This is a genomic window from Micromonospora sp. WMMA1949 (assembly GCF_027460145.1).
Lineage (GTDB): Bacteria > Actinomycetota > Actinomycetes > Mycobacteriales > Micromonosporaceae > Micromonospora.
Map to the genome: position 1 here is coordinate 1 of NZ_JAPZBG010000001.1, position 17,625 is coordinate 17,625.

Annotated in this window: 14 protein-coding genes; 8 read left to right on the forward strand and 6 right to left on the reverse strand. The window is 66.6% G+C overall.

The genetic code is table 11. From position 1 onward, the window contains the following. Nucleotides 1-1,521, reverse strand: a 1,521-nt coding sequence (locus tag O7607_RS00005; protein ID WP_269700130.1) for a DNRLRE domain-containing protein, incomplete at its 3' end; no start/stop codon positions are given. Nucleotides 1,522-2,591: 1,070 nt separating this feature from the next. After that, a complete protein-coding gene (locus O7607_RS30500; RefSeq protein ID WP_442929433.1) occupies nucleotides 2,592-2,825 on the reverse strand; it encodes a transposase in 234 nt (77 codons plus the stop codon). Between the two features lie 413 nt (nucleotides 2,826-3,238). Here O7607_RS30500 and O7607_RS00010 point away from each other — a divergent pair, with 413 nt between their 5' ends. The 4 genes from O7607_RS00010 to O7607_RS00025 are packed head-to-tail and all read left to right on the forward strand — an operon-like array spanning nucleotide 3,239 to nucleotide 6,626. Continuing rightward, the gene (locus tag O7607_RS00010; protein WP_269700131.1) at nucleotides 3,239-4,336 is read left to right on the forward strand and encodes an N-6 DNA methylase; all 1,098 of its coding nucleotides are present in this window, start codon (nucleotides 3,239-3,241) and stop codon (nucleotides 4,334-4,336) included. Nucleotides 4,337-4,380: 44 nt separating this feature from the next. Then, a complete protein-coding gene (locus tag O7607_RS00015) occupies nucleotides 4,381-4,512 on the forward strand; it encodes a hypothetical protein (RefSeq protein ID WP_269700133.1) in 132 nt (43 codons plus the stop codon). A gap of 6 nt (nucleotides 4,513-4,518) precedes the next feature. After that, nucleotides 4,519-5,682 carry a hypothetical protein gene (locus tag O7607_RS00020; protein WP_269700134.1) on the forward strand — a complete coding sequence of 388 codons (1,164 nt, stop codon included), beginning with the start codon at nucleotides 4,519-4,521 and terminating at the stop codon, nucleotides 5,680-5,682. Next, the gene (locus O7607_RS00025) at nucleotides 5,670-6,626 is read left to right on the forward strand and encodes a hypothetical protein (RefSeq protein ID WP_269700136.1); all 957 of its coding nucleotides are present in this window, start codon (nucleotides 5,670-5,672) and stop codon (nucleotides 6,624-6,626) included. Before O7607_RS00020 ends, O7607_RS00025 begins: the two co-directional genes overlap by 13 nt. Nucleotides 6,627-6,852: 226 nt before the next feature. On the opposite strand, the gene O7607_RS00030 is transcribed toward O7607_RS00025, so the two are convergent. From O7607_RS00030 to O7607_RS00035, 3 genes are read right to left on the reverse strand one after another with little or no spacing between them, the layout of a single operon-like run. Next, complete coding sequence (locus O7607_RS00030) at nucleotides 6,853-7,647, reverse strand: pentapeptide repeat-containing protein (RefSeq protein WP_269700137.1); 795 nt, start codon at nucleotides 7,645-7,647, stop codon at nucleotides 6,853-6,855. Beyond that, nucleotides 7,644-7,964 (reverse strand): DUF6313 family protein, encoded by a 321-nt coding sequence (locus O7607_RS30505; RefSeq protein WP_442929434.1) that lies wholly within the window; start codon nucleotides 7,962-7,964, stop codon nucleotides 7,644-7,646. Before O7607_RS30505 ends, O7607_RS00030 begins: the two co-directional genes overlap by 4 nt. Beyond that, nucleotides 7,957-8,286: a DUF6313 family protein gene (locus tag O7607_RS00035; protein WP_332367291.1), complete on the reverse strand. Its 330-nt coding sequence runs from the start codon at nucleotides 8,284-8,286 to the stop codon at nucleotides 7,957-7,959. Before O7607_RS00035 ends, O7607_RS30505 begins: the two co-directional genes overlap by 8 nt. Before the next feature lie 129 nt (nucleotides 8,287-8,415). Between O7607_RS00035 and O7607_RS00040 the strand changes: the two genes are divergently transcribed. Together O7607_RS00040 and O7607_RS00045 are read left to right on the forward strand one after the other, a co-directional pair. Next, nucleotides 8,416-9,927, forward strand: a complete 1,512-nt coding sequence (locus O7607_RS00040) for a hypothetical protein (RefSeq protein WP_269700140.1) — start codon at nucleotides 8,416-8,418, stop codon at nucleotides 9,925-9,927. A gap of 230 nt (nucleotides 9,928-10,157) precedes the next feature. After that, nucleotides 10,158-10,802, forward strand: coding sequence for a hypothetical protein (locus O7607_RS00045; protein WP_269700141.1), 645 nt, complete (start codon nucleotides 10,158-10,160; stop codon nucleotides 10,800-10,802). 326 nt (nucleotides 10,803-11,128) lie between these two features. Here the strand turns inward: O7607_RS00045 and O7607_RS00050 are convergent, their stop codons facing one another. Next, the gene (locus tag O7607_RS00050; RefSeq protein WP_442929509.1) at nucleotides 11,129-12,007 is read right to left on the reverse strand and encodes an IS5 family transposase; all 879 of its coding nucleotides are present in this window, start codon (nucleotides 12,005-12,007) and stop codon (nucleotides 11,129-11,131) included. 249 nt (nucleotides 12,008-12,256) lie between these two features. Between O7607_RS00050 and O7607_RS00055 the strand changes: the two genes are divergently transcribed. Both O7607_RS00055 and O7607_RS00060 read left to right on the forward strand, forming a co-directional pair. Next, nucleotides 12,257-13,720 (forward strand): NF041680 family putative transposase, encoded by a 1,464-nt coding sequence (locus O7607_RS00055; RefSeq protein ID WP_269700144.1) that lies wholly within the window; start codon nucleotides 12,257-12,259, stop codon nucleotides 13,718-13,720. Between the two features lie 1,261 nt (nucleotides 13,721-14,981). After that, nucleotides 14,982-17,249, forward strand: a complete 2,268-nt coding sequence (locus O7607_RS00060; RefSeq protein ID WP_269700146.1) for a hypothetical protein — start codon at nucleotides 14,982-14,984, stop codon at nucleotides 17,247-17,249. Nucleotides 17,250-17,625: the final 376 nt, after the last annotated feature.

Consider the following 17,625-nt stretch of genomic DNA (forward strand, 5'->3'; position numbering starts at 1 on the left):
CGGCATCGCGTAGAGCGGCCCGCTACGCAGAAGCGTCCCGCCGGCGCTGAGAATCTTGTACGTCAGCCGATAACCGTTCGTCGGGGTCCAGGTCGTCGAACCCCAGTTCGTCACCCGTGCCGTAATCTTCCCGGCCGACGCGGCAGTGACCGGCGGGTTGAAGCTCGGCGAGGGAAGCGAGTACTTGGCGCCCTGGTCGGAGTAGTTCAGGTCGATGTATGGGCGAGCCGTGGAGTTCGAGAAGTTCGCCGACGCGAACCGCTTCCAGGCATAGCTGTCGGTCTCCGACGCCCGCACCGTCAGCCCGTAGAACGCCTCGGTGCCGTGCAGCCACTTCATCACCCGGTCCGGCGGCAGCGAGAAGCCGGCCCAGTTGCCGCTCGGGCAGTCGTAGTAGCCGTGAGCGAACGACCCGGTAGCGAGCCGGTTCGCCGAGTCGTACGACGGCCCGGCCCACGTCTTGGTCGTCGATCCCGACCATGACTTGGTCACCGCGTACACGTTGACGCTGCGGGCTCTGCAGGAGTAGGACCAGAAGTTCCACAGCTGCAACGTCGCGCCAAGGACATAGCGGTTCGGCCTCGACGCCTTCAGATCGTTGAAGTGCAGGTACGACGCGGCCCGCTCGGTGCCACCGTTGTAGGTGCCCACCAGCAGGTCACCCTCGGCGGAGTTGTTGCGGTTGGCGTGGTCACGCTTCGACACGTACGTGTCGTCGGTCTCCGCGTTGTCGGTGAACGAGGGGTCGACAATGACCGGGAACACCCGCGAAGGATCCCGCAGCCACTGGGCGTCCAGGTCGACCTGCAACAGCCACCCGGTAGCCTGACGCTGCAGCGAGTATCGGACGTTGTCCGTCCGCTCCCCCGTACCACGACGGGGGTGGACGTTCGAATCAACCATGAACCCCGGCGGGATGACACCCCGCACCGCACCACTTGCGTCGGTGAACTCGACTTCACCGGTGGCGTCGTTGAGCGCCGGAGTGACGCCCTTGACGGTCAGCGGGAAGGTCCATGTCGTCGGGGCGTCAGCGGAGTGCAGGACGATCTCTTCCTTGAGGCCCCACTCCATCGGCGTCAGCTTCACGTCGGACGCCGCACGCACACCGGTGAACGTGGCCGTCGACTCCTCAACCGACGACGTGACCGCAGCAGCACCGTCAACCGCGAAGGACACCGCAGCGTCCTCGCCCAACGACAATGTCGCCATCTGCGGATCGTTGCTGCGAGAGGCGATACTCACATCCGCGGCGGATGCCGGCGCGTACCGGCCATCGGCCCGTCGGGACAACCGGTTATCGATCGGCTTCCACGCTCCAGCGCCGTCACGGATGAAGGCCGGACCGTCGTAGACCCGCAGCGTCTTCGTGCCATCAGGATTGACGAACTCGGTCGTGCGCTCCGTACGGGCATCCGACCGCTCGACGGAACGGCCGGCGACGACTCCACCGCTGGCGCCTCCCACCTCCGAGAGCGAAGACGCCTCCTGCCCGGCCTCACCCTGCCCAGGCACCTTCACCGCAGGGAACGTCTGCTCGGCACCGACCGCGCCTGGCACAGGCGGACGCGCTGCGCTGCCTCCGGCTGACCCGGCAAACGACGTCCGCGCGGTTGTCGCCTCATGCGACGGTAATCCCGCTACCCCTGCACGTTGAGAAGGCTTGACCGCGGTGGCGCCCGCCGGCGCCGCAGGCGATGCCGTCACCGGCTGCGGAGGCACCGCCGACAGCAACGACGCCACCATGCTGAACGTCAACAAACCTGCGAGGGAGTACCTGCGCCGAGCCCAGCGGCCCACAGCCGCAACACTCATGGCGGATCCACGAAACGCACCGGCCACCGCAGTCTCCTCAAGGTCAGCAGGGTGCGCTGACAGTAAAGATCACTAACGGACCAGAGCAAGAGGCAGCACAAACTGCAAGGACGACTCAGCCAAGATCGATCAAATCCGACACGACGATCTACACAGCGTCACTCGCGAGCGGACGTTCAACCAGCTCAGCCGATGCATTTCGCAGCGAAAGACATCAATCAGGCGGTTCGCGACAGGACGCACCTGGATGACCGGATACCGGCGATCAGTAGGTGTTGCGAGCGGCAAAGCAGATCCGACTCGGACAGCAGGTACCGCGCGAACGGGTAGCCTTGAGGCCGAGCGGAAGGCGGGCTCGGTCGGCGGGCGAACGTGATCACGGGTGGTACATGACTCGCCCTCAGCCCAACGATGCACGCCATCGCGAGCAGGCGCGGCCACTCGCCGTGCCTCGCTCTGGGCAGCACGAGCCCGGGCCGCCCGGCCCAACACCCGGCGCTCAAAGGAGCGAGGGTCTTGAACCCAAGACAACCTCTTGTCGAGTCCTCTCAGGACTTGTCATTGGTTGCCAAAACCCCTTGTTACCGTCCGTAGCCATCCCACCCTTGTCATTGACTGTCAGAAGTAGGCGCTGAGCTGCGCAGACATGATTAAGCAATGATCGCTACTTGTCACTGGTTGTCAACCACGCGCGGCGGTTTTCGGGGGGTAAACGAGGGGACCGACAGGGCGTCGCCAGTCCAGCGCGTCCCGCTCCCCCATCAGCAGAACACCCGTCACCAAGGGAACGGCGCGCCCCTACCCATCGCTACACGCTGGCCGCAGGCTTGGGGGTTCGTGTCGGTTGATCGACACGAACCGATCCCCAACCCGGGCTGGACCCAGTTGCGCAGCGTCTCGTGGTTGACACCCCGCTCCCGGCCCACGTCACGGATTGTGCGACCGGAGTCGAGCACCAACGCCGCGGTCTGGCGCCGGAACTCCTCGGGGTACTTGCTCCGTCCAGCCACAGCGTTTCCTCCTCCTCGGCAGGATGCCAAGTCAGGAGGTGTCCGGTCTCAGGGCGTCACTTCAAGGCTGGGCTCACCTTCTCCGGCCCCGTCCGCCGCCACCGCGAGCGCCACGCATATGCGTCCCTCCCCCGCCATCGTCGGGCCACAGGAGCCGGCCCGGTGCGCAGATCAGCCACAACGAATGAATGGGGCGCGGTACCGGTCGGGTCTGGCTGCTGCTACCCGCCGGCGGTTCATACCTGCGCCTCGACCCATCGACAGCCTCGCCGACGCCATCGGTTCGATCACCGCATCCACCGACATCCGACGCCGCTCCACCGCCCGCGTCCGCGGTCAGCGCGCTGGGTTGCCGCAGCAGATGTGCCGTGATACGTTCCCCGGCTTGCTTCACCTGGGACGAGGGAAATCAGATGGCTAAGGAACGGGAAGGCCACGCCGATATTCGCGCCAAGCTGAGGGCTGCCGGCTATCGGCTGGTCCAGCTTGATCCCAAGATCGACAGCCACTCCAACCGCCGCGTTGACGCGCTCGCGTACGCCGCGAACGTTGACGGCGACCTCGTCCCGTGGCTCGCTGTCGAGGCCAAGAACGGCGCAAACATTAAGCCGGAAGTGGCGCTCTCGCAGCTGCGCAGGTGGCGTGAGCTGCTCGGCACGGTGGAGCACTATGCCGTTATCAACGGCCAGTGGTTCCGTGCCGACCGCAGCATGCGTTCGATGGAGCCGGCCGATGGTCCGGTGGGTCCCGCCTACGGTGACTCTGGATTCTTGACGGATCCTGCACTGGCCACCTCACTTCTGATGGATCGTCTGTGGTTCGAGACGGAGAAGGCCGGCGGCAAGGGTCATCGCCTCGACTTCTTCGTCCCTCCGGCCGACTTGCTGGCGGAGACGGCGATTCCCGGGATCAAGACCGCTGGCGGTGAGTTCATTCCGGTCCGTCACGACGTGCTTTGGCAGGCCCGACGTCGAGCGCTCGCGTCCTTCGTGCTGAGGGGGCCACACGCTGGGGAGCACACCACCGCTCCGGTGATCGCCGACGCTGTCGGCCGCCTCACCGGCAAGAAGCTCGTCGGCACAGTCCTTGATCCCTTCTGCGGCACAGGAAACTTCCTCTGGGCCGCGATGGATCGCGCACGGGAGCTGGACGGTCGAGTCAAGTTCGTCGGGCAGGAGATCAACACCCAGCTGGCCGAGCTTGCCGAGCAGATTGCTCGGACTGCACCGGCGCCGGCCACGATCACCACTGGCGACTCCTTCACCACGGAGCTCCCCGAGGCGGACATCATCGTGACGGCCCCGCCATTCGGACCCCCTGTGCGGCGGCCGTGGACCCTGCTCATTGGGGTACCCGCACGAGAGTTGGAGGTTGCTGCGATCGACCTATGCCTGCGCAAGCTGCGCCCCGGTGGTCGCGCGGTGTTCCTGCTGCCGAACAACATCACCTTCAAAAGACGCTGGAGGCGTACCGCCGATACCTTGCGAACGAGTACCGCGTCGGCGCCCTGATCGGCCTCCCGGCGGGTGCACTCGAGGGCGCCACAATCCGCGCTGTGCTCCTGGTGATCGACCGCGCCGAGCCAGGGGAGACCTTTGTCGCCCAGCTTGGCGACGACTGGGCGGCTCAGCTCTCAGAGACCGGCGCGGCCATGAACGCGGCGCTTGAGCACCTGGACGGCGAGTAGATCGTCATGTTCACTAGTGCGATTCTCGATTTGCGGCTAGAGCGGAACTGGGAGCCCGGCCGCCTCACCGCCGAGGCGTTCCGATGGCCCGGCTCGGATCGCGAGTTTCCGCTCCGCGAGCTCGCAACCCGTCTCGCCCCGCGCTCATTCGCGGACGCCGGCTCACCGGTGGTGACTCCGGCGAGCGTTGACCCCGCGAGCGGCGGCGTCCGGCGACGGAGCAAGAAGTACCAGGGCTCAGTCTTCCAGGTTGGTACCGAGCTACGTCCCGGCGACGTGTTGGTGCCCCGCGTCGGCCTCGGCCCGGCCGTGCTGGTCTCTGAACACCTCCGCGGCGCGCTAGTTGCCGCGCGCTTCTCAGCATTGCGCCCGCTCGAGTCGGAGCTCGGCTTGTGGCTTTGGGGCTTACTAAGCAGCGAGAGCGGGCGCCGCCTGCGGGCCAATCTTTCGCAGGGTGCGGCCCTCGCTGCTGTCGAGACGTCGTCGCTTCTTGATGCCACCGTTCCAGTCCCGCCAGTCGAACGACTGCGCCGGGTCACCGGCCCCCTCCGTGCCATCGAGGACTCGACACACGTCGACGAGGAAGAGGCGGTCGAGACTTGGTGGCAGACGACGGATCTGCGGACGACCGAATGGCGCACCGCGCTCGCGACGCCAGACCCGTCGATCCTGACTGCAGGCGAGCCGCTGGCGAACTTCTGCCGCGAGGTCGTGCGCGGCAGGAACACGCGCAGGCTCGCCATTGAGGAGGAAGCACCGGGCTACCTGCCCGTCGCCGACGTCTCGATGCTTGGGGGAAAGGCTCCCCGTCGCTGGGTGCCCGAACAAGAGGGGAATCCGACGGTTGCGCAGCCGGGCGACCTCTTGATGGCGGCCCTCGGGAATCTGCCGCACGCTCGCATTGCCGATGCTCGTGTGGTCGCCGACAGCCACGTCCTGGTACTCCGGCTGCGGAATCCCTCGCTCGGCCCCGCGCTGGCGCACTACCTCAACGGGCAAGATGCGTATCGGGTGCGACAGGTGTTCACCGTCGGAGCGCAGATCCCGTCGATCTCCGCGACCGACCTTGGGCGCATCCCGGTGCCCGCGGCGGCTCTGGAGCCGGTCGAAACGACGGCAGTCGTCCTTCCGCTGGCCCAGCGTCTGGAGCTGGTCCTGTGGGAGAGCTGACCTGCCAGCTCTCGCCGCTGGTCTTCGCCGAGCTCTATTACCTGCTGTTAGCGAACGGTGACCTCGGCGGCGAGCTCGGCGACCGACTCGGGGAGATCGGCTGCGACCTGGAGTGGCTCGAGGCCCGGGCGCAGGACTATGACGCCAAGTGGTGCTTCGATGCGCCCTCGCTCGAGACCGCGAATGCCGACGACTGGGCGTTGTCCGTGGAGCACTCCAAACTCGCCACCTGGCTGCTCGCCGGCCTCCGAAACACCGGAGTCTCCGATGAACTCTCCTCGAATCTCGTAGACGCGGTCCAGCGGCGCATGAACAACGATGCACCCCAGCTGGACGTTCGTCCCCAGTCACTCTCACCAATCATTCGCGGTTGGACGCTCGGCATGGCGGCCGGCACGCTCGATCCAGCACTGCCGATGCTGCTGGCCTGGTACCCGACGGACCAGCACATCAGCGCGGCGTACAAGGGGCTCGTCGAGCAGGTCCTACACCTTCACGGCATCGCCGAGCCCTGGCCAGAGTTGGCAGGCACCGCGCTCTACGTGCGAACCGGTGGCCTCGCCGAGGCCCTTCGGCCCGCCCCCGAACCGGCCCCGGGTGAACGGAAGCGTGGCCTCCAGTACTCCATCGACCTGCTCATGAGGGAGGCGAAGCCGCAGGCGCCTCTACACGTGTGGGACCGCCTCCGCGGCAACTGGATGGACTGGGTCGACAGGCGGAACATCCTCACGCACGTCAAACCCGGCGAGGACTCCACCTCGACGTTTGAGGACAACGCTGCTCAGGTGCGCACCTGGTACGAGATCCATTTGACCGTCCTCGGGATCACGCAGTTCATCTGTCAAGAGGTCTCGCTTGAGCTCCAGGAGAGCGTCCCGCCCGGCCTGCGCAACAACGACCCGTGGGAGTACCTGCAGCACGACGTGAAGACCAGTTGGGACTGACAGTGTTCATGGCCCGCGCAGTCTCGCCGCTGCAGGACGCTGTCGTTGATGCCCTCACCTGCCTTTCACACTCGGGCGGATGGTTTGGCCGATAGCCAGCCACCGCACTACAACTCGCGCCGGAGCTCGACATCAGGGATCCCACCTTGAAGACGGGCTATACGGCCCAAATCCACCATCGGAACTGGGGGGCGCCGTCTCACCTTTTAACGAACACTTTCGCGGATCAGTGGAGTGCCCCTGCGAACCGCAGGTCACCCCGTACTCGAAAGATTCCGGGTGCGACTTGCTCTGACTGGTCGCGAATATTCTCGCGCAGCGTCATTGGCCACCGCGTATCCTCCGACCATAGAGCCGACATGAGGCTGGCCTCGTTCAGATCACTTGTTGATAGGTCCGCACTGATTAAGTGGGCAGCTTCGCAGCTGGCGTGCCGGAGGCTTGCCCTGGCAAGATCAGTTCCCGTCAGGTTCGCACCGCGTAGGTTCGCCCAACTTAGATCCGCTCCGACTAACCGCGCTCCGGCAAGATCGGCATCATCGAAGCCAGCTCGACCAAGTTCAGCATTCTCGAAAGTGGCGGCCGAGAGATCTGCCTGATCGAGTCGCGCGTTCCGCAGATCCGCGTCGCGGAATGTGGCGCCGGGCGCTGCCGCTCTTACCAGACTCGCAGCCCGCAGGTTGGCGCCGACCAAGTCACTTTCCCGCATTGTGGCTTCGTCGAGCTTCGCTCCTCGTAGGTCAGCGTTGCGCACTGTCGCTCCATCGAGGGCGGCTGCAGTCAGATCCGCGCCCGCCAAATCGAGGCCGGAAAGCTGAGCGCCTGTCAGGTCAGCGCCGGCCAAGTCCGCTCCCCGCAGGCCACGGCCAGGGGGAACGGTTGGCTCGAGCCCCGAGCGCTGTGCTGCGACCACTGACAGCATCGCGTGGCGTGTCGTCCATGCCTCATCCGCCTCCGGGTACGCAACGGCGAGCAGTTCAGCTGCCAGGTCGAAAAACTCCCGGCGCGTGTCGTTGCTCATACTCGACTCCGTTCCCGCCAACGCAGTCTCGACTCCGGCCGAGCGGACACGCAGATCGGGCATCGATTGCGCAAAGGGGGTTGGTCTAAGACCGCGACGGCGCCGAGCACTGCCTGACGAATCGCCCTAGACCCTGAAGCTTCTTTTTCCACCGCAGTGCTGTCAAGCACTTGGGCGACTATACGCTCCCAATGGTCTTGGGCTTGTCGCCAGTTCTCGGCGTGCAACTTGACGAAAGAGGCGGCAAATCCCTCTCGCACGGCGAAATCCCCCTTGGCGAAAACCAAGTCTTGCAATCTTGGGATCAGATCAGGCATCTTCCTCGCCACCGAGCACGCGCAGGGGTGGCGTCGTACGCCGGGACGAGATGAAGTCGTTCACGACCCAGCCGGCGACCGCGCCGGCAACGGCCGGTCCGACTAGCCACCCGGCTAGTGACAAGGGCCAGGCCAAGTAGGAAAAGGCGACGTCACCGGGTGAGGTGATGCCGATGGTCACGTTGTACGCCCTCTGCCAACCGATGCAGAATCCGTTCACGATGTAGAGGGCCGCCATCAGAGACACAATGCCGACGCCCCAAGAAGAGATCCAGAAGCGAAACCCACCATGTCGGGGCATCGAGCGACGCGACCGGCGCATCCGCTCCCGCAGTCGTTCCTTGGGTGGGGGCGGCAGGTCTACGCTACCCACTGATCGGGTTGGCACTGAGTCAAGTTTCCGAACAGGCGACCCAGGAGCCACGCTAGACCGTGCCGGAGGCCGAACTGCATGTCGAACGAGGACGAGAACACGCTGACGCTCGCCGAGATCGCGTCACTGCTCGGCTGGTCGGAGCGGCGGACGCAAGCGTTGATCGTGTCGGATCCGCGGTTCCCGACTTCAGACTCCTCCGGCTTCTGGAACAACGTGGAGGTCCAGCGCTGGGCGGCCGAGCAGAACGACATTGGAACGGCCCGTATCGCCGCACCACGATATCACCGGTCCCCTGATCGCCCGGCGCAGTACGTGGGAGCCTCGCTACATGGCGATGGTCGGCACGTCGTAATGACCTGGGCCACCGCAGTTGGCGATCTTCACCTTGTCTACCCGCCGGTGACCGCAGCCCACACAGATCCCGCGGCGGCCGCCAGATGGTTGCCGCCCGACTCGTACGCGATCTGCGTCGTCTGGCCTGACTGGGCTTTCCATGGGCCGGCGCTGGAGTCGGTGCTGGGCGCCAATCCCGAGCGTCAGGTTCAGATCACCTGGACAGACCTGCGTTGGTTCCTTGGCATGCCGGCGCCGTACTGGCTCACGAGCTTGCGCGATCCTAAACGGATGCTGGAGTGGAAGCCCGGTGACCCCACCGTAACCGTAGCTACCCCCGCCGACGTTGACCTAACGCCATGGTTGTTGCTGGCTGCGTTGGAGGACGGCGAGACGCCCGTCCGCCGCACGCTCGTCGGTCTCGCTCGTGAGGCGCAGCGGAGGGCTACCGAGTCGGCCGAGATGCATATGAGCTTGTTCGGTGAATGCGATGACCGGGACGACATAGCTCTCGCCGCCCGTCCCCTAGCCACGCCGGCGGTCCAAGCCTCCGATGTTCCGCGGGATGTTCGGCGGATGGCCTGGAAGGAGATCCTACAACGCGACGACGAACTGGCTTGCGCTTGTGTTAGGGCCGAAGGTGCGTACACCGGCGGACGGGACTCCCCTTTCCCGCAAGCTGCCCGACTCTCGCCGGAACTTGCCGCTACGGTCCTCGAGTGGGCCGCCCTGCTGGTGCCAGCTAACCGGACCGCTGCGCACGCGGCGTTGTTCTACCGTGAAGGGCCAGCCCTGGTCTGCCTAGAAGATCCGGTGACCGGCGCACCGGTAATTCGCACCTGGGAGGGCGAGTACCTTACGTCGGTGCCGTTCGTGCTTCCGACTGACTCGCCTCTGAGCGAGCTCATCCTTGATGACGAGGTGTGGATCCGGACGGCAGACCATCGCTTGTTCCTCGCCCCGATCGGCGACTACGGCGGCGTGTCCTGGGGGTATAGCGGGACCGGGCCCAGCATGCTGGCCGCCCTGGTCGATCGACTCCTCGATGACATCACTTCGCCCGCCACGTCCGAGGTCGACGCGCCGGCAGGCCTGGAGGCGCTCTTTGAGGTCAAGCATCCGGACGGGACTGTGTTCACTCGGGAGCAGCTGGTGCAGGCTCGGTCCGTCCGGCCCACCACTGCCCGGACCAGCGGGGACGTCGAAGAGCAGCCACCAGGCGACGGCGGTCGGCGCGGCGATCCCCACGGATAGGCACCAGCGGCAGAACAGCAGGTACGCCAGCGGGCTGCCCTCGGGCAGCCGGCGGACGATCCTTCCGAGGTCGGCGGGTGATCTCGTCGGCGACGAGATCACCCGGGTCACCCGCGCGACGAAGAGCACCACCACGATCTCGATCAGCCCCGTCACGACTACGATCACATGCAATTGCCACTGCGGCCGGACAGGCGTCGTCGCGTGCCCGGCTGCTCTACCGTGTGCCCATGGCAGAACCAGGCTGGGTCGCCCTGATCGCCGGCTTAGGGGGCACCGCCTTCGGCGCGGCGCTGCAATACGCGCAGGCTGCGGGCCAGGCGCGCCGGGAACGGCGACGTGAACGCGAGAGCTGGTCGCGGGAGGACCGGCGACACTGGATCGAGCAACGCCAGCGGCTCTACCTCGACACGGCCGCGAGCGCCCGCCGTCAGCTCAACTCGTACGTCCACACAATCGCCCCGATCCTCGACCCGCGGGCACGTGAAAATCCGCCGGCGGTCGACTTCGACCCGTCACGCCAGTGGAGGCGCAGCCACGAGGTGCTGAGCGAGTGGGGCCGCCTGCTGACCGAGGTCGAGTTCTACGGCTCTGACGACGTCCGCGACGCCCTGAACAACCTTGACGTGCTTCTCCGCATCCTCGAACTCGCACCGTTCGATGACCAGTCCGCCCCCCTTGGGAAGGCTGAGGATGGCTATGTGGAGGCGGTGGCCCAAATGCGGCGCGACCTCGGCCTGTCGGAGGGTCGCAAGGCACGAATGCGGTCCAGCTTCGGATTCCTCAGCGTCGACCTCGACCAACCGCCGACAGGCGGCGAGGACGGCGACGCTCCGCCCCGGGATGGCGCAGCCTCGCAGGAGCCAGCGCCGTAACCCGATCGCTCGACGATCGAACCCCTGTACGAGTACCGTCCGGGTCGTGCAGTGGCGCAATAGATGACACATCACGATCCGCTGGGACCGGGCCGACAATAGCCCGGCCGGCGTGGTGTCCGTCGAGCGCGTGGTCGATTACCCGGCCGACCTGCGAACGCTGATCGCCAAGGCCCGCGCCGACCCGCACGTGGTCACCTTCCCGTACCGAGGATCCAGTGGGGCCGGTCGAGCAGCGCCCCGATGATCTCCTCCTTGCCGCTCGTCGAGCAGGTCGCAGCTCGGCGCCAGCCAGTCGAAGAACTAAGGCGTGTTTCATAAGCCGGTCAGAGCCACTCGGTGATGATGGTGATGGTCAGGACGGCTTGGAAGCGGACTGCGAGCTTTTCGTAGCGGGTGGCGACGCCGCGGTGGCGTTTGAGTCGGTTGATGCCGTTCTCGACGGCGTGGCGTAGCCGGTAGAGGTCCTTGTCGAAGGTGGGTGGGCGTCCGCCCTTGGAGCCTTTGGCTTTGCGGTGGGCGTCCTGGTCGCTCTTGCTGGGGATGCAGGCCTTGATTCCGCGTGAGCGCAGGTATCGGCGGTTGCCGCGGCTGGTGTAGGCCTTGTCGGCCAGGACCAGGTCGGGGCAGGTGCGGGGCCGGCCGACGCCGAGGCGGGTCACGCGGATGCGGCGCAGGACCGGAATGAACTGCGGGCTGTCCCCGCGATGCCCGGCGGTGACGATCAAGGACAAGACTTTCTGGCCCTGCTCACAGGCCAGATGTGTCTTGGTCGTCAGCCCTCCACGGGAGCGGCCCAGCCCGTGGTCGGCCGGCTCATCATGAACCCCACCGGGTGGTTCCTTCTGCAGATGGCCGTCGGTGCGCGCACCTGCGGCGTGCTGGTGAGCGCGACTGGTCATCGAGTCCACGCTGACCGTCCAGCCGATCCGCCCCCGGGCGTCACCCTGGGCCTGCAACGCTGACAAGATCCGTTCCCAGGTTCCATCGCGCTGCCAACGACGGAACAGTCCGTAGATCGTCGGCCAGGGCGCGTACTCCGCCGGCACGTCGCGCCACGGTGCACCGATCCGAATCCGCCACCGAATCCCGTCGATGAGCTGCCGTTTCTCCCACTTCGGCGGCCGGCCGGTAGACGACGCAGCAGGCAGCAACGGGGCCAGGACAGCCCACTGCGCGTCAGTCAGGTCATGCCGCCTCGTCACCGCTAAGGTGGCCACGAGGTCTCCGGTGCATGGTGCTTCTTGGTCGTTGTACCAAGTACCGGAGACCTCTTCAGTTATCGATCACCGCCACGCCGTGACTTCAACCGGCCAACCCGAGTTCCGAAACACGCCTTAGCTTGATCTTTAACCTCCGAGGGCCCTGTAGGGACCCTGACCGATCACGGAAACAGCCCTTGGCCGATGATCTTCTTGTCTAGGGAAGAGCATCAATAACCAAGGGCTGTTCTGGTGACCAGTGTGCATGAGCGTGCTGCGGCTGACGCCGTCGGGGACCTGGACAGGTTCCGGCGAGAGTTCTACGACTGCCTGACCGCTCGGGCTGAGGCATTGTTCGACCTGACGGACGCGGTGTTGTGCGCCGACGGGCCGGTCCGGTCGTTGGTGGAGTTGTCGCTGGTGGGCGAGCACCGCCGCGGTCACGGGGCGCTGTATGACGCCCTCGCCTGCGGCCAGCTGGACATCGATCGGCTGCGCACGGCCCTCGCCGGGGTGTCGTTGCCGCGGGCAGCTGATGGTCGTCTCGTCCTGGCGGTCGACATCACTTGCTGGCTGCGGCCGGACGCGCACACCTCGCCGCAGCGGATCTTGTGTCACACCTACGGCCGCGGCAAGGATCAGACCATCATGATCCCGGGCTGGCCGTACTCGATGGTCGTGGCCCTGGAATCTGGTCGCAGTTCGTGGACCGCGCCGTTGGACGCGGTGCGGCTGGCGCCTGGTGACGACGCGGCCACGGTCACCGCTGGTCAGCTGCGAGACATCGTGGGCCGGCTGATCGGGGCCGGACAGTGGCAGGCCGGGGACCCGGACATCCTGGTCGTGGCCGATGCTGGTTACGACGCGCCCCGGCTGGCGTTTCTCCTGCGTGACCTGCCCGTGCAGGTCCTCGCCCGGATGCGCTCAGACCGGGTACTACGCCGGGCAGTGCCGCCCCGGCAGCCGGGAACGGTCGGCCGTCCGCCCCGCCACGGCGGCGAGTTCGTCTTCGGCGATCCCAGCACCTGGGGCGAACCCGACGCGGCCACGATCACCGACACCCGTCTCTACGGCAGCGCGTGGGCTCGCGCCTGGGACCGGCTGCACCCCCGGTTGACGCACCGATCCGCCTGGATCGACTCGGCGAAGGTACTGCCGGTCATCGAGGGAACCGTCATCCGGCTGCAAGTCGACCATCTACCCAGCGGCGCGACCCCGAAGCCGGTCTGGCTGTGGTGGTCCGGCGTCGACGCCACCGCCGCCGATGTCGACCGGCTCTGGCAGACGTTCCTGCGCCGCTTCGACATCGAACACACGTTCCGCCTGTTCAAACAGACCCTCGGCTGGACCTGCCCCAAGATCCGCACCCCGCAGGCCGCCGACCGTTGGACCTGGATGATCCTCGCCGCCTACACCCAGCTCCGCCTGGCCCGCGCCCTCGCCGCCGACCTGCGCCGGCCCTGGGAGAAACCCGCACCACCGCAGCGTCTGTCACCCGCCCGCGTCCGCCGAGGGTTTCGGCACCTCCGCCCGAGAGTCACCTGTCCGGCCGGTGCACCCAAACCCTCCCGGGCAGGACCAGGGCGGCCACCCGGCCGCCGCAACACTCACCCCACCCCGCGCTACGACGTCCACACCGCGACCACCACGAACGCCAAGACAGCGGCTGCAAAGAAAACGAAGTCTGTCAATCCACGTCCACGCCGCACAGGTTAAAGATCAAGTTAGTCGATGCCGGCGAACTGCTGCTCGTAGCCGCTGGCGTAGGACGGCCGTCAACGCGCCGAAGTGCGGAAAGGTGCTGAAGACCGCCCAGTCCCGGTCCGGGCCTCGAGCCCGCGCCGTCGGAGGACGAGGCGGCGCATCTGCTCGGTCAGCTCAAGATTCTCCCGTGACGGCGGGTGCGCCAGCTTCGAAGTTGGCCGAATCGGCGGCGGCGTTCCGTTGGAGGGCTCGTCTTTTCGAGCCAATTTTCGTTCGTTGGACAAGAGCCGACGTAGGATCGTCAGCCAACCCGCTACTCCGCAGATAACGATCACCCCGACACCCCATAGTTGGCTGACAGGCTGGTCGACAAGCCAAAAGCCCCCCGCGAGAACGGCTGCTCGCACGACTATAACCAGGGCAAACCGCCAACCCTTGGCCCGTCTCCCGATGATGGGGAGGCCACAAAGCCACCACAAGCAGCCCAGTAGCAGGACAAGCACGAGGGGGATGATCCATTCAACCCAGCTCTCTTGCTTGGTTCGCTTCAACACACACGAATCCTCGCCGGCTTGCGTGCGGTTGCGGGAGACCCAAACGTCCATACTCGCCGCCCGAAGGAAGCAGGCAGTTGCGATGACTCTCCTCAGCACGTCGCTAGAAAAACAGTCACGTACGTCGGGCCCCAATGGACGCCCGATACGAAGGCGGTAGCGGGTGATGCTCGTGCAACCTCGACTTTGGTAAGCCGGCAGGTGTAGGGCTTGCGACACTGAGGTGGCCGCTCTGGCCGCCTGCACAGCGGATGTCACCGGTTACTGGGCGGGTACCGACGCTGACCTGACCGACCGACACCGGGCACGAAAGCGAGTCGACGCCGGGCCCCGTCAGGGACAGCGCCGGTCGCGTCGTTCGCCGCCACAGTCCACGCCGGCCCCTCAACGGGCGGGCCTGGCTCGCCTGAGTCGCCAGCCAGCCAACGGTCTTCGCCAGATCGCAGCTGTGCACCTCACTGCCAGCTCTTCATTTCGGCTACCACCTCGGCCGCGCCGCCGGCGCGGCCGCCTGGCATGTCGTACCGCCGGCGCGAGACACGGTGACAACGAACTATTGCCCCGGAATGCCACAAGGGGTCAGCCCTACGAGCCGTACCCGGTGTCTCGGTGTGTCGAGGAAGCTACTCCGGTCGGCTTTCGAAAGGTGCCGGCCCTCCGCAGGCACCGTTCGACCCACCCGGAGAGCTGCTGCTCAGGGCCTCTGGCATGATCCGCTGATGCCCGCCGAGCAAGATCACATCGCCTTCGAGTCTGCTGCCGGGATGGTCCTCATCCCGCCGGGGAACACGCGTCATTCGACGGGCATAGCGGTCTTCGACGACTCCGTCGCAGCGCTGCGCCGGTTCGTCCTCGACAATCTGACTCATGCTGACCGGATCGTCGAGGCGCGCGACCGGCACGACGAGGTCGAGCTGCGCCTGCCGGTGGTGCTGGGCCTCACGCCCCGTCCGGACAACGCCTACAACCCGCAGGCGATCGCGGTGGTCGCACCGTCCGGTAGCGGCGGCTCGGTCATCGATCGGCACATGGGCTACCTGTACGACAGCACCCTGCACTGGGTGGGCGAGAGTCTGCATCGGCTCGCGGCCGCCGCCGCACCGCATGCCATCGGCTGTCACGGCTGGATCGAACTCGAGCCACTTGAAGATCACCATTGGGACGATGACGATGACGATGACGAGGACTGGGAGCCCAGCCGCCACAACCCCTTGACGCGGGCGGAGGCGCGTCGCTTCGGCTACCGGGCCGGCCGTATCCGGCTACATCTGCCAGACGCCGGTCCACTGCACCTGCTCGTCGACGGGTTCGAGGCGGCGAGACCGCCAGCGGCACATGCCCCCGTCGAGGACGCCGTCCGCTCGGGGTTGATTGGACAGTTCGGTCGACTGCTTCGTAGCGCTCTCACCACCCGGGTGGCCACGGGACGCTGGGGTGTCCCGACGCAGCGGAGCCGAATCCAGCAGCGGTGGGACGCCGACGCTTCGGTGGATCTGAAGACCTGGGCGGACTACCGGCAAGTCCCGCACCCGTATGAAGGGGTTCGCGCGGTCAGCCGATCCACCTGGGGATTCGAACGGGTCATCGTCACCGACCGGTCCGGCCTCGAGGTCGGTCGCTACGAGTTGCCCGACGGCCCTCTCACACTGATCGACGAGCGGGTCCGCCCGGACGCCGTCGCGGCCCTACGCGACCACGGTGTCGACGTGTCGCTCCCCGACGACTTCACCGAGCTCAACGAGTTCCCCGACGCGATCATCAGGACCGATCGGTTCCGCGACAATCCGACGGACCGGGAGCAGATCTGGTCCGTGCGGGTGGTGCGCGACGGCGTCGACCTCGACGAGCTACCGGAAGCCGGCATGTACGACCCGGACTCCAACGTTCTGACCGTCTACGCCCGCCCCCATCTCGCTGCGCTGACCACGCTGCTCAAGCGCCACGACGTCCATCCCGCCGAAGTGCACTGGGCGTCGCCTTCGACCACCACCGTCGACCACAACCGGCGGGCCGCCGCGTTCCTGGCCGCGGAGATCGGGCCATTCCGTCCCGTCGTCCGCGACAAGTCGATCTACCGGCTAGGAGGCGGACCGATCGTCGACGACCTCACGGTCGTCCCGGCCTCGTGCAGCCTGACCGCGCGGGCCCTCCACCTGGTACCGGAGCCACACCGTCCCTGGCTGAACGTACGCGCGGCGCGCGAGCCCGTACCAAACGTCGCCGCCTTCACCCTCGAGCTGCAACGCACGCTCCTCGGCAAGATGTTCCACACCCACGACATCGACGACGGCACCCACCCGTGCCGTCTCTGCGGCACGGCGGCGCACAGCACCGGATCCGGGCTCGCGTACTGCTTCGACTGCTGCGTCCTCGCCGACCAGGGCGTCTTGCGGGACAACGGCAGCGACGGGCCGTGGACCGACGCGACGATCTGGGCCCTGCGCCGACTCGCGCAGATCGAGTTCTCCGGTCCACCCTCGAAGGGACAGCTTGCCCACATCACCGTGACCGATCCCGCCCTCGCGGACGAGGCGATGCTGTGCCGGTTCCTCATCCCCCGCACCCATTCCCTCACTGCCCGCCCAGGCCGCCGGCAGCGCACCTGGACCGACTGGCTGAATGTCGCAGGGCTACTCGCCGACACCTCCCGCCCCGCGCGGGGCATTCTCTCCGTCGCGGCCGACGGACACCTGTGCCGGTCGATGTTCGAACGGCACATCGACGACTTCCTGCACCACCATGGGATCGCACACGAAGTGGAGCCGCACTACCCGCGGCACCACCTGCTCAACACCAGCGGCCTGCGCGCCGACTGGCTCCTCCCCGACGGCACATACGTCGAGGCGCTGGGCATGCTGGAGCAGGACGACTACGCCGCCAAGGTCCGCCGCAAGATCGAGCTTGCTGGCCTCTCCGGGATCCGGCTCGTCACAGTCCGACCACCGGACCTCAACCACCTTCCCGAAGTCTTCGCCGACTGGATGTGACCGGCCCGCAGGCTCCGCCCGTCCTGACCCGGATCCGCGGTTGACTCCCCCTGCATCGGCGGGACGAGCAGACCACAGCTGCACATCCGGGTTGAGGCTGGCGCGGCCCAGTATGAAACGGTGTGCGGGGCTCAGGAGCTGCAGGTATTCAGCATGGTCTGCAAAGCCGTCTTCGGGCCTCACCGGCTCTTGTCACTCTTCGCCAACATTTGGCCCGGGTTTTCGGGGGGTAAACGGGGGCCGAAGATTGAACGTCCGCCACGTACGCCACGTCCGCCACGTCTGCCCGTCTATCCACCGGTCTTGCCAGCTTTATAGGCCGTGTACCGACCGGACTTGCGGCAGCCCGTCCTCGGCCAGCACGACCGTCTCCGGG